This window comes from Microbacterium ureisolvens (assembly GCF_015278315.1).
Lineage (GTDB): Bacteria > Actinomycetota > Actinomycetes > Actinomycetales > Microbacteriaceae > Microbacterium > Microbacterium ureisolvens.
Window position 1 is genome coordinate 392,854 of sequence record NZ_JADIJE010000004.1, and the last position, 12,041, is coordinate 404,894.

Here is a 12,041-nt window from a genome sequence, read left to right on the forward strand (position 1 = left end):
GCTACGCGTCGATGCGCTCGCGTGCCAGGCGGTCGCTGGAGTCGATGATGAACTCCTTGCGCGGCGCGACGTCGTTGCCCATGAGCAGTTCGAAGACGGATGCCGCAGCCTCGGCATCCTGCATCCGCACGCGTCGGAGGGTACGGCCGGCGCGGTCCATGGTGGTCGTCGCCAACTGGTCGGCGTCCATCTCACCCAGCCCCTTGTAGCGCTGCACCGGCTCCTGCCAGCGCTTGCCCGCCTTGGTGAGCTTGGTGAGCAGGCCGTGCAGCTCGGCCTCGGAGTACGTGTAGACGGTGTCGTTCGGCTTGGAGCCGGGGTTCATCACCACGACGCGGTGCAGCGGCGGAACCGCCGCGAACACGCGGCCCTCCTCGATCAGCGGCCGCATGTACCGGAAGAACAGCGTGAGCAGCAGCGTGCGGATGTGCGCGCCGTCGACGTCGGCGTCGCTCATCAGGATGATCTTGCCGTAGCGCGCGGTGTCGAGGTCGAACGAGCGGCCAGATCCGGCCCCGATCACCTGGATGATCGCCGCGCACTCGGCGTTGGACAGCATGTCGCTGATCGACGCCTTCTGCACGTTGAGGATCTTTCCGCGGATCGGCAGGAGCGCCTGGAACTCGCTGTTGCGCGCGAGCTTGGCCGTGCCCAGAGCCGAGTCGCCCTCCACGATGAACAGCTCCGACTCGCCGACGTCGTTCGATCGGCAGTCCGCGAGCTTCGCCGGCAGCGAGGACGACTCCAGGGCGTTCTTGCGACGCTGCGTCTCTTTGTGCGTGCGCGCCGAGATGCGCGCCTTCATCTCGGAGACGAGCTTGTCCAGCAGCAGCGCCGTCTGCGCCTTGTCGTCGCGCTTGGGCGAGGTGAACCGGGCGGTGAGCTCGCGCGTGACCACGTTCGAGACGATCTGGCGGACCGCCGGCGTGCCGAGCACCTCCTTGGTCTGCCCCTCGAACTGCGGCTCGGGCAGCCGCACCGTCAGCACGGCGGTGAGGCCGGCGAGGATGTCGTCCTTGTCGAGCTTGTCGTTGCCCACCTTGAGACGCCGCGCGTTCTGCGCGACCTGATCGCGCAGCACCTTCATGAGGCCCTGCTCGAACCCCTGCTGGTGCGTGCCGCCCTTGGGCGTGGCGATGATGTTGACGAACGAGCGCGACACCGTCTCGTAGCCGGTTCCCCACCTGACGGCGATGTCGACGTGGCATTCGCGCTCGACCTCGGTGGGAACCATCGCGCCGGAGGGCTGCAGCACCGGAACGGTCTCGGTGAACTTCCCCTCTCCGGTGAGACGCCACGTGTCGGTGACGCCGGAGTCGGGCGCGAGGAAGTCGGCGAACTCCGAGATGCCGCCGTCGAAGCGGTAGCTCGTCTCCACGGGCTCCCCGGTCTCGGTGCCCGGTCGCTCGTCGCGGATGACGATCTCGAGCCCCGGCACGAGGAAGGCGGTCTGCCGTGCGCGCTGCTCCAGCTCCTGGAGGTTGAACGCGGCGTCCTTGGTGAAGATCTGGCGGTCGGCCCAGTACCGGATGCGGGTGCCGGTGGCGCCCTTCGGTGCGCGGCCGGCGACTCGCAGCTCGCTGCGGTCCTCGAACGGGGTGAACCCGGAATCGGGACTGCCGTTGGCGAAGACCCCGGGCTCGCCTCGGTGGAACGACATCGCCCAGGTCTTGCCGCCGCGGTCGACCTCGACGTCGAGTCGCTCCGACAGGGCGTTGACGACCGAGGCCCCCACGCCGTGCAGGCCGCCGGAGGCCGCGTACGAGCCGCCGCCGAACTTGCCGCCGGCGTGGAGCTTGGTGAAGACGACCTCCACGCCCGAGAGGCCCGTGCGCGGCTCGATGTCGACGGGGATGCCGCGGGCGCGGTCGCGCACCTCGACGCTGCCGTCGGCATGCAGCACGATGTCGATGCGCGAGCCGTGACCGGCGAGGGCTTCGTCGACGGAGTTGTCGATGATCTCCCACAGGCAGTGCATCAGACCGCGCGAGTCGGTCGAGCCGATGTACATGCCCGGGCGCTTCCGGACCGCTTCGAGCCCTTCGAGCACCTGGAGATGATGGGCGGAGTACTCGGCGGTCACAATCTCCCATCGTAATCGTGGCGCCCGACAGCCCCGGGCAGACACGCGTTCGGCGCAGCAGCGCTACGCGCACAGCGAAATGTCATCCATTCGCGGCATTCTCGGAACATCGGCGTGGTTGTATTTCATGACCGCGAGAGAGTTCTACGCATACGAGGAGGCACCGAAATGACCACGCTATCGACACCCACCGAGACCGGCGCCGTCCTCGAGTACCGCCTGACCGCGATGGACCGCTGCGATTCGTGCGGCGCCCAGGCCTACATCGCCGCCGAGGTCAACGGCAGCGAGCTGCTGTTCTGCGCCCACCACGGCCGCAAGTACGAAGAGAAGCTGCGCGCCGTCGCCACGTCGTGGCACGACGAGACCGCCCGCCTGGCCGAGTGACGGCCGCGCCGCTCACCGCGACGAGTATTCGCGCGGGACGAGCGGCGACACCCTGAGCGCGATCTCCTCGCCGATCGTTCCGATGAGTTCTGCGAGGTCCGTGGCGGTTCCCTCCCCCCGCGCGCCCGGCCCGTAGACGGACACGACGTCGCCGACCGCCGCCCCCGGCCACGCCTGCACGAGGGACTCCGCGGCGCCGACGGCGACCAGCAGGCGCGGACCCGCGGGCGTGCCGACCACCGCCCGGTGACCCAACGACGTCGGCAATCCATCGAGGGCGCCGATGTCGACCGTTACGGACTCCGCTCCGACCCCGACGACGTCGGCTTCCAGCCGCGCCGCGGGGATGAGCCCCAGGTCGGCGGCGGACGGACCGCCCGCGGAGCGGATGCCGTAACAGAACGCCCCGACGCGGACCATGTCGTAGCGGAACTCGGGGCGGGCGAACGAGGCCGCGCTGGCCGCGAGGTGGCGCATCGACGGACGCAGGCCCGCTGCCTCGGCCTGCGCGAGCGCCTCCTCGTAGACCCGGCGGGCGTCGTCGTCCTCGGCGTCCGAGGCCTCGGCGATGTGGCTCCAGACGCCGACCACGTCGATCAGGCCGGCGGCCTGCAGTTCGGCGGCGCGCGCGACGAACTCGGGCCAGCGCTCCGGTCGCACGCCGTTGCGGTGCAGCCCGGTGTCGATCTTGAGATGCACCCGCGCGGGCTCATCCGCCCCCGCGGCGACCTCGGCCAGCTCTTCGAGGAGGCCGGCGTCGCCGACACCCAGGTCGAGCCGCGCGGCGATGGCGGATTCGAGATCGGCGCGCGACGCCGCGATCCACGCGAAGATGCGCGGCCCCGGCCCGACGGCCGCGCGGACCGCGGCGCCGGTGCGCGCATCGAAGGCGCCGAACCAGGTCACCCCTGCCGCCGCGGCCGTCTGTACGACGTGCTCCAGCCCGTGGCCATACGCATCGTCCTTCACCACGAGCATGAACTCGGCGGGGGCGACGGTCGACCGGACCCGGGCGATGTTGGATCGCAGTGCTGCGAGGTCCACGTGAAGGCGCGCGGTCACCGGGCCTCCTCTCGGGAGGCCCGCAGGCCGACCGCGGTGATCAGCTCGTGGTCGCGCAGGCCCGTCGCGCGGATCCAGTCCGACAGCGAGGGCTCTCCGTCGCGCGGATCGCCGAGGAAGAGCACCTCGTCGCCCCGCCGAACGCGCGCCTCGCCGATCTCGATCACGCATACGTCCATCGCGACCCTCCCGATAATCGGGTGCCTGTCCCCCGCGCGCGCGACCTCGACGGCGCCGCCGAGCGAACGGACGATGCCCTGCGCGTACCCGCCTGTCACGAGCGCCACTCGGGTGTCCTCCGACGCTCGGAACGCATAGCCGTACGACACGCCCTCGCCCGCGCGGAGATCCTTCACCGACAGCACGGTCCCGGTCAGCCGCAGCGCCGGTGCGGCCTCGCTGCCCGGGAGCCCGTAGAGCAGGCGTCCGGAGAGCACGTGCTCCGCCGGTTCCGCCGTAGCCCGCGAATCGAGCCTGTCGACGCCCTCACCGGGCACGGTCTTCTCACCCGAGAACCCCTCGGCGTCGAGGATCTCCTGCACGAGCCGCGCGCCGTGGCCCCAGGCATCCGCCCGCAGGATCGACGGATCGAACGACCGCATGCCGTGCTCACGAGCGCTGCGCGCATTGCCTGCCAGCGCGGAGCGCGAGATGCGCGCCACCGGTGCGCTGCGGGCAGTCGATCCCGGCACGGATGTGTGGTGCCCAGGGATCGACGAACTCACGCCTCTAGACTATCGGGGTCCCCCGCACCCGACCCCGGAGCACGCATGTCTTCTCAGGGCCTCGCCCTCTCGAATCGTCTTCGCTACCTCGCCTGGCGCGTCCGCCGCATCGACGTCGGCTCCGTGCTGGAGCGCGCGAAGGAGACGGCGCGCGAGCACGGCAAGTGGACGCCGGCCGTCGTGGTCGACATGCTGTGGTCGGCGGGGTTCAAGCAGGTCGGATTCCAGGACTACGTGGACTACGACTTCGCCATCCTGAACCGTGCCGAGCGGGCGACCTTCATGACCCACCCGGTCTCGAACGAGCTGTCGCAGAAGTACGACCACCCCGATTACCGCGGCCTCTTCCAGGACAAGGTCGAATTCGACCGCACGTTCAGCTCGTTCCTCCGCCGGGACTGGATGGTGGTCGAGAAGGGCAACGCCGACGCCGTGCGCGCGTTCGCCGAGAAGCACGGCACCGTGGTCACGAAGGAGCCGGTCGGCCAGGCCGGCACCGGCGTGCACCGCTACCATGCGGCCGACGTGACCGACTGGGACGACTTCCATCGGGGTCTGCTCTCGCGCGGCGAGCTGCTGATCGAGGAGGTCATCCGCCAGCACGAGGACCTCGCCGCGGTCTGCCCGGGAACCGTCAACACCACGCGCGTGACCGCGTTCTTCGACGGCGAGAAGACGCACATCCTCGCGATGGCGCAGAAGTTCGGCCGCGGCGCGGTCAGCGACCAGATGACGTTCGGCGGCTTCTACACGATGCTCGACGACAGCGGGCACGCCGTCGGCCCCGGCTACGACTCCCACGGCCACGTGCACGTGAAGCACCCCGACAGCGGCTTCGTGATCGCCGACTTCCAGCTGCCCATGGTCGAGCAGGTCAAGGAGTTCGTCGACCAGGTCGCCCGCGTCGTGCCGCAGGTGCAGTACGTCGGCTGGGACATCGTCGTGTCCCCGGACGGGCCGGTGCTCGTCGAGGGCAACTGGGGTGCCGGTGTCTACGAGAACAAGCCGAGCGTCACCGGCATCCGCACCGGTCACAAGCAGCGCTACCGCGAGGCCATCGGGTTCTGACCGAAAGATCCCTCCCCGGAAATCGCGAAAGGGTATGTCTCCGTCGGGAGACATACCCTTTCGCGATTCTTGACGGCGTCAGACCGCGCGGACGATGCCGAGCGGCGTCGACTGGTGCCCCTGGCCGAGAGGGTTGTCCTTGAGGATCGCGACGAGCCGCTTCTCTTCTGACTTGTCGAGCGTGGATCCGAGGATGTTGCCGCCGAGGTCGTTGATGTCGACCACCGCGACCTCGGGCACGTTGCCGAGCAGAGCCTTCAGGTGCGTCGCCACCTCACGCGGGCGCTCGGGACCGAGCACGACAGCCTTGTTGTAGGGCGGGATCGTGCCCGAGGTCGGGCCGTCGATCGCGCGGGCCTTGTCGCCGGCGATGCGGTAGAAGTCCCCCTTGCGGCCGAACAGCTTGGTCACGGCCGAGACGGCGGCAGCGAACAGGATGCGGATCGTGCCGCACTCGCGCAGCGCCATCTCCATCGTCTCGGGCATGCCGAGTCCGATGCCATAGGGCGTGCGCGTGACGTACTTCGACAGGAAGAAGGCGAGCTTGCGCGGCTTGATGTCGTCTACGAGATACGAGCGGCCCTGCGTGATCGCGACGATCTTCTCGGTCACGAACAGCAGGTCGCCGTCGCGAACGACATCGGCCGCGTTCTCGCGGATGAACTGGTCGAGGTCGTCGCCCGGCATCACGACCCGCGTGCGGATCGGGATGCGGGCGAACGACGAGCCCTCGACCTGGACGGTGAGCGCCTTGCCTGCGTTCGCCTCGCTCACTCGAGGTAGTCCCGCAGCGACTGCGAGCGGGACGGATGCCGCAGCTTGGCCATCGTCTTCGACTCGATCTGGCGGATCCGCTCGCGGGTGACCCCGAACGTGTCGCCGATCTGGTCGAGCGTCTTCGGCTGACCGTCGCCCAGGCCGAAGCGCATGCGGATCACGCCCGCCTCGCGCTCGGAGAGCGAGTCGAGGAGCGACTCGAGCTGACGCTGCAGCATCGTGAAGCCCACCGCGTCGGCGGGGACCACGGCCTCGGTGTCCTCGATGAGGTCGCCGAACTCGCTGTCGCCGTCCTCGCCGAGGGGCGTGTGCAGCGAGATCGGCTCACGGCCGTACTTCTGCACCTCGATGACCTTCTCGGGGGTCATGTCCAGCTCACGGCTGAGCTCCTCGGGCGTGGGCTCGCGGCCCAGGTCCTGGAGCATCTGCCGCTGCACGCGGGCGAGCTTGTTGATGACCTCGACCATGTGCACCGGGATGCGGATGGTGCGCGCCTGGTCGGCCATGGCACGGGTGATGGCCTGACGGATCCACCACGTCGCGTACGTCGAGAACTTGAAGCCCTTTGTGTAGTCGAACTTCTCCACCGCGCGGATGAGGCCGAGGTTGCCCTCCTGGATGAGGTCCAGGAACTGCATGCCGCGACCGGTGTAGCGCTTGGCGAGAGAGACGACGAGTCGCAGGTTCGCGCCGAGCAGGTGGCTCTTCGCGCGCTGGCCGTCGCGGGCGACCCACTGCAGGTCGAGCCCGAGCTGCGAGGTCTTCTCGGCCGCCGACATGTGCGACAGCTTCTCTTCGGCGAAGAGGCCCGCCTCGATGCGCATCGCCAGCTCGACCTCTTCGGCCGCGTTGAGGAGCGGCACCTTGCCGATCTGCTTCAGGTAGTCCTTGACGGGGTCGGCGGTGGCGCCGGTGATCTGCGTCGAGTAGACGGGGACGTCGTCCTCGTCGCTGGACGAGATGACGATCGCGCCGGTGGGGAGCGGCTCGGTGAAGGCGGGCTTGGTGCTCTCCTCCTCTTCGTCCTCCTCCTCGGTGGCGGTGGTCTCTTCGGTGGTCGCGGCCTTCGGGTCCTTGACGGCGGCGCCCTCGGCGGCTTCGTCGGAGGCGTCCTCGTCGATGTCGTCCGCCTCGAGTTCGACGTCGTCGTCGAGCTCCTCGACGTCGTCTTCGAACTCGTCGTCCGACTTCTTCGCGCGCTTGGACGCGGTCTTCGGCGCGGCCTTGGCCTTCGCGCCCTTGGCCGCGGGAGCCTTCTTGGTGGCCGCAGCCTTCGTCTCGTCCGTCTCGGTGTCCTTCGCGGCCGAGCGAGCCTTGGTGTTCGTGCCTGGAGTCACGTTTCGCCTTTCACCGGTCGACGCGCCCTGCGCGTCTCCGGTCGGTTTCGGACACTAGTAAGACCCTTGTCAAGTCCCGATCTTCGGAGGGAAGCCCTCGAAGACGGTTGACAACGGGTCAGAGCGTCTAGTATCTCATACTTGCCGTGCGCCGCCAGCATCGCCCCGCGGAGTCCGGCGCACCTCCATCACAAGAGGTCAACGCTCAGGCGGCGGCCGCAATTCCGCGCATCGCCCGATCCGCTCGTCAGGAGCCGCGCTTGTCGTCCTCGCCCGGCCGCGTGGCCAGGAACCGCTCGAGCTCGGCGGCGAGCTCGTCCGCACTGGGCAGATCGCCGGTGTGGATCATCGGAGTCGCCAGGGTCGATCCGGCCATGTAGGCGTCGTACCGCTCCTCGAGCCCCTGCACCATGCGGGCGAGCTCCTCGCTGCCCTCGATCTGCTCGGTGATCTTCCCCAGGTACTCCCGGTTCTCGTCACGCAGCTCGTCGCCCGCGAACACCAGGCCGGTCGCGACGGTGAGGCTGTCCAGCGCCGCCAGCGCCGCGGCGGGATACTCGGTGTCGCCGAGGTAATGCGGGATGAGCAGGACGAAGCCGGCGATGCGGACGCCCGCCGCCGCCAGCCGGTACTCGAGCAGATGACCCGCGGTCGCGGGCACCTGCGTGTGGGGCTGCCACACCGAGTGCGCCTCGGTGAGCTCGGCGCGCGTCCCGCTCACCGTGGTGCCGACGGGTCGCGTGTGGGGCACGGGCATCGGGATGGCGTGGACCCACGTGACCGTCGACACGCCGTAGACATCGGTGAAGTCGAGCACCGCCGCGGCGAACGCGTCCCACGCGAAGTCCGGCTCGTAGCCGGCCAGCAGCAGGAACGGCTGGCCCAGAGCGTCGTGGGCGAAGGAGAGCTCGAGGCGCTGAGGGCGGTAGTCGGTCAGATGGTCCTTCTCGAACGACACGATCGGCCGCCGCGCACGGTAGTCCAGGAGCGTGTCGTTGGAGAAGACCGCCAGCGGAGACGGGTCGAGGTCGTCGCGGAAGTAGTCGATCACACGGCTCACGGCGCTGCCGGCGTCGGTGAACCCCGTGAGGGCGATCACCAGCGGCAGTCCGCGCGGTACGGGCGGCGCAGATGCCGCGCGCTCGAACAGCGGACCGGGAAGGGGCATGGCTCCATGCTACGAGCCGTGCGCGGACGCCGGGTCGCGTCGGTCGCGCTCAGAGCGAACAGTCGTCGCTCCCTCCGGATCCAGCGGTGCGACAGCGTCCCCTGTCGAGACCCGCCGGGCGAGCAGTGCGACGGAGTAGCACGTATCGAAACCTAGGATGGAGGCCATGTCGTTCCCCGACCTCGAGTACCGCACTGCACCCGTCCGAGAGTCCGACGCCGACCTCCTCCTCCTCGCTCTTCCGCCCTTGGACGGGGAGGACGCCCCCGATCTGTCCGGATGGCCGGGCCTGGGCGACGCGCTCACCGCCCTGGGGTTCACCGGCGCCGCCGGAGCCCTGCTGCGGGTCTACGCGCCCGAGAGCACGACTCTCCCCCTCGCCGTGGTCGGCACCGGGCCGTCGCCGGATGCGACGGCGCTCCGCGACGCGACCGGGTCGGCGATCCGGTCCCTGACCGGGTTCGCGACGGTGTCCGTCGCCGCCCCTTTCGCCGATCCGGCGCTGTGGCCGGCCGTCGCCGAGGGTGCGGCACTCGGCGGCTACCGGTTCGAGGGCTACAAGACCGAAGCGCCCAAGCCGCGCGCGGCGAAGGTGGTCGTGCACGGCACGGCCGAGGCGGACGACGCCGCGCTGAAGCTCGTCACCGAGACCGCGGCATCCGTCGCCCTCGTGAAGGATCTCGTCAACATCCCCGCCGAGTGGCTCGGCCCGTCCGACGTCGCGCAGCGCGCGACCGAGGCGGTCGCGGATGTGCCGGTGACCGTCGAGGTCCTGGACGAGGAGGCGCTGCGCGAGCAGGGCTACGGGGGCATTCTCGGGGTCGGCCAGGGCTCAGATCGTCCGCCGCGCCTCGTGCGGCTGGAGTACGCGCCCGCCGGGGCCGCCCGTCACGTGGCGCTGGTCGGCAAGGGCATCACGTTCGACACGGGCGGACTGTCGCTGAAGCCGGCCGCCTCGATGGTGGGCATGAAGTACGACATGGCGGGCGCCGCCACCGTGCTGGCGGTGCTCCGCGCCGTGGCAGCCGTCGGGGCGCCGGTCAAGGTGACCGCCTGGCTGTGCCTCGCCGACAACATGCCCTCGGGCCGCGCCACGCGCCCCGGCGATGTGCTGCGCCTTCTCGACGGCTCGACCGTGGAAGTGCTCAACACCGACGCCGAGGGCCGCCTCGTGCTCGCCGACGGACTCGTCGCCGCAAGCCGCGAGCACCCCGACGTGATCGTCGACGTCGCGACCCTCACCGGCGCGATCCTCATCGCGCTCGGCACGCGACACACCGGTGTCATGGGCGACGACGAGGCGGTCGCCGCGTACCTCGCCGCCGCGTCGGAGGCCGGGGAGCCGGCGTGGCAGCTCCCGCTTCCCCCACACATGGTGGAGGAGCTGGACTCCCCCATCGCCGACCTGCAGAACGCCAAGATCGGCGACCCCGCGGGCGGCTCGCTCTTCGCAGGACTGTTCCTGCGTCACTTCGTCGGCCGTACGGGCGACGATGCCGATGCTCCCCGAATCCCCTGGGTGCATCTCGACATCGCCGGCAGCGGGACCCACAAGGGCGCGCCGTACGGCTACACCGACAAGGGACCGACTGCGGCCACCGTGCGCAGCCTGATCCGCTTCGTCCTGGCAGACCTCGATGAGGAGGCACGATGACCGACCACACCTTCGATCTCGTCGTTCTGGGCGGTGGCAGCGGCGGCTACGCCGCAGCCCTGCGCGCCGCAGAGCTCGGCAAGTCCGTCGCGCTGATCGAGAAGGACAAGGTGGGTGGTACGTGCCTGCACCGCGGCTGCATCCCGACGAAGGCGCTGCTGCACGCCGCCGAGGTGGCCGATACGGCGAAGGATGCCGCGACCATGGGCATCCGGGCCACCTATGAGGGCGTCGACCCGGCGGGCGTCCGCGCCTACCGCGAGGGCATCGTGGCGAAGAAGTACAAGGGCCTCGAGGGTCTCGTGAAGGCGCGGGGCATCACCGTCGTGAGCGGTGAGGGCCGGCTGGAGGATGGACCGGCCGTCCGCGTCGGCGACGACCTGTACCGCGGCGCCGATGTCATCCTCGCGACCGGGTCCTACAGCCGGACCCTCCCCGGACTCGAGATCGGCGGCCGCATCCTCACCAGCGAGCACGCGCTCGAGCTCGACGAGGTGCCGTCCAGTGTGGTGATCCTCGGCGGCGGTGTGATCGGCGTCGAATTCGCGAGCGTGTGGCGTTCTTTCGGGGCCGAGGTCACGATCGTCGAGGCGCTGGACCACCTCGTTCCCAACGAGGACGTCGCGCTCAGCAAAGGCCTCGAGCGGGCGTTCCGGCGGCGGGGCATCCAGTACTCGCTCGGCGTGCGCTTCCAGGGGGCGACGCAGACAGCGGATGCCGTCACCGTGACGCTCGAGGACGGCAAGACCTTCACCGCCGACTATCTGCTCGTGGCCGTGGGCCGCGGGCCCGCCACGGCAGGGCTCGGCTATGAAGAGGCGGGCATCACGATCGACCGCGGCTTCGTGATCACCGATGAGCGGCTGCGCACCGGCGTGGCGCACGTGCGGGCGGTGGGCGACATCGTCCCGGGCCTCCAGCTCGCTCACCGCGGGTTCCAGCAGGGCATCTTCGTCGCCGAGGAGATCGCGGGCCTCTCCCCCGTCGTCGTCCCCGACAGCCAGATCCCCAAGGTCACCTACAGCCATCCCGAGGTCGCATCGGTCGGGCTCACCGAGGCCCAGGCCGCCGACGCGCACGGCGCGGAGGCCATCGCCGCCTATGAGTACAACCTCGCGGGCAACGGCAAGAGCGAGATCCTCGGGACGGGCGGCATCGTCAAGGTCGTCCGCGTGAAGGAGGGACCCGTCGTGGGCGTCCACCTCATCGGCGACCGCGTCGGCGAGCTCATCACCGAAGGGCAGCTCGCCGTGGGCTGGGAGGCCCACCCCGAAGACATCGCGCCCTTCGTCCACGCGCACCCGACGCAGTCCGAGGCCCTCGGCGAAGCGTTCCTGGCCCTCGCGGGCAAGCCGCTGCACGCCCTGTGACCCTTCGGGCCGCCCCCCATCACTAAGCTAGATCCGATATTTCTTCAGAAGGAGACATCCTCATGAGCACATCCGTGGTCCTCCCCGCTCTCGGTGAGAGCGTGACCGAGGGAACGGTCACCCGCTGGCTCAAGAACGTCGGCGACACGGTCCAGGCGGACGAGGGCCTGCTCGAGATCTCCACGGACAAGGTGGACACCGAGATCCCGTCGCCGGTCAGTGGCGTCATCGAGGAGATCCTCGTGCAGGAGGACGAGACCGTCGAGGTCGGCGCCGTGCTGGCCAAGATCGGCGACGGCTCGGGCACCCCCGACGCCGCACCGGCCCCCGAGGCCGCGTCCGCCGAGCAGGCGGCCGCTCCCGCCGCCGAAGCGCCCGCCGCCGAAGCGCCCGCGCAGGCTCCGGCCGCC

General features: G+C 70.0%; 11 protein-coding genes. 5 read left to right on the top strand and 6 right to left on the bottom strand.

Annotated elements, in window-relative coordinates; genetic code table 11:
• Position 1 precedes the first annotated feature (1 nt).
• Positions 2-2,083, bottom strand: coding sequence for a DNA gyrase/topoisomerase IV subunit B (locus IM767_RS09210; protein ID WP_422613771.1), 2,082 nt, complete (start codon positions 2,081-2,083; stop codon positions 2-4).
• A gap of 168 nt (positions 2,084-2,251) precedes the next feature.
• On the opposite strand from IM767_RS09210, the gene IM767_RS09215 reads away from it, so the two are divergent.
• Complete coding sequence (locus tag IM767_RS09215; protein ID WP_109212204.1) at positions 2,252-2,470, top strand: DUF7455 domain-containing protein; 219 nt, start codon at positions 2,252-2,254, stop codon at positions 2,468-2,470.
• Between the two features lie 12 nt (positions 2,471-2,482).
• Here the strand turns inward: IM767_RS09215 and IM767_RS09220 are convergent, their stop codons facing one another.
• On the bottom strand, positions 2,483-3,532 hold the full coding sequence (locus tag IM767_RS09220; protein WP_109212205.1) for an alanine racemase: 1,050 nt from the start codon (positions 3,530-3,532) through the stop codon (positions 2,483-2,485).
• Complete coding sequence (locus tag IM767_RS09225) at positions 3,529-4,257, bottom strand: alanine racemase C-terminal domain-containing protein (RefSeq protein ID WP_239453515.1); 729 nt, start codon at positions 4,255-4,257, stop codon at positions 3,529-3,531. Before IM767_RS09225 ends, IM767_RS09220 begins: the two co-directional genes overlap by 4 nt.
• Before the next feature lie 45 nt (positions 4,258-4,302).
• Here IM767_RS09225 and IM767_RS09230 point away from each other — a divergent pair, with 45 nt between their 5' ends.
• Entirely contained in the window at positions 4,303-5,325 is a 1,023-nt protein-coding gene (locus tag IM767_RS09230) for a sugar-transfer associated ATP-grasp domain-containing protein (RefSeq protein WP_109212207.1), read from the top strand.
• Between the two features lie 78 nt (positions 5,326-5,403).
• Here IM767_RS09230 and IM767_RS09235 read toward each other — a convergent pair whose 3' ends face one another.
• The 3 genes from IM767_RS09235 to IM767_RS09245 all read right to left on the bottom strand — a co-directional run bounded on the left by IM767_RS09235 (position 5,404) and on the right by IM767_RS09245 (position 8,607).
• The gene (locus IM767_RS09235) at positions 5,404-6,099 is read right to left on the bottom strand and encodes a coenzyme F420-0:L-glutamate ligase (RefSeq protein ID WP_109212208.1); all 696 of its coding nucleotides are present in this window, start codon (positions 6,097-6,099) and stop codon (positions 5,404-5,406) included.
• Positions 6,096-7,439: an RNA polymerase sigma factor gene (locus tag IM767_RS09240; protein ID WP_109212209.1), complete on the bottom strand. Its 1,344-nt coding sequence runs from the start codon at positions 7,437-7,439 to the stop codon at positions 6,096-6,098. Before IM767_RS09240 ends, IM767_RS09235 begins: the two co-directional genes overlap by 4 nt.
• Before the next feature lie 247 nt (positions 7,440-7,686).
• Positions 7,687-8,607 (bottom strand): PAC2 family protein, encoded by a 921-nt coding sequence (locus IM767_RS09245; protein WP_109212210.1) that lies wholly within the window; start codon positions 8,605-8,607, stop codon positions 7,687-7,689.
• 166 nt (positions 8,608-8,773) lie between these two features.
• Here IM767_RS09245 and IM767_RS09250 point away from each other — a divergent pair, with 166 nt between their 5' ends.
• The 3 genes from IM767_RS09250 to IM767_RS09260 form a co-directional block, all read left to right on the top strand.
• Positions 8,774-10,261, top strand: a complete 1,488-nt coding sequence (locus tag IM767_RS09250; protein ID WP_109212211.1) for a leucyl aminopeptidase — start codon at positions 8,774-8,776, stop codon at positions 10,259-10,261.
• Positions 10,258-11,631 (top strand): dihydrolipoyl dehydrogenase, encoded by a 1,374-nt coding sequence (lpdA, locus tag IM767_RS09255; RefSeq protein ID WP_109212212.1) that lies wholly within the window; start codon positions 10,258-10,260, stop codon positions 11,629-11,631. Before IM767_RS09250 ends, lpdA begins: the two co-directional genes overlap by 4 nt.
• A 62-nt stretch (positions 11,632-11,693) precedes the next feature.
• The coding region (locus tag IM767_RS09260; protein WP_339327392.1) for a biotin/lipoyl-containing protein at positions 11,694-12,041 on the top strand (348 nt) is incomplete at its 3' end.

Excerpts from the sequence above, each read along its gene's own strand:
- lpdA (WP_109212212.1), top strand. The coding sequence starts at position 10,258 with ATGACCGACCACACCTTCGATCTCGTCGTTCTGGGCGGTGGCAGCGGC.
- IM767_RS09215 (WP_109212204.1), top strand. The coding sequence starts at position 2,252 with ATGACCACGCTATCGACACCCACCGAGACCGGCGCCGTCCTCGAGTAC.
- IM767_RS09250 (WP_109212211.1), top strand. The coding sequence starts at position 8,774 with ATGTCGTTCCCCGACCTCGAGTACCGCACTGCACCCGTCCGAGAGTCC.
- IM767_RS09245 (WP_109212210.1), bottom strand. The coding sequence starts at position 8,607 with ATGCCCCTTCCCGGTCCGCTGTTCGAGCGCGCGGCATCTGCGCCGCCC.
- IM767_RS09230 (WP_109212207.1), top strand. The coding sequence starts at position 4,303 with ATGTCTTCTCAGGGCCTCGCCCTCTCGAATCGTCTTCGCTACCTCGCC.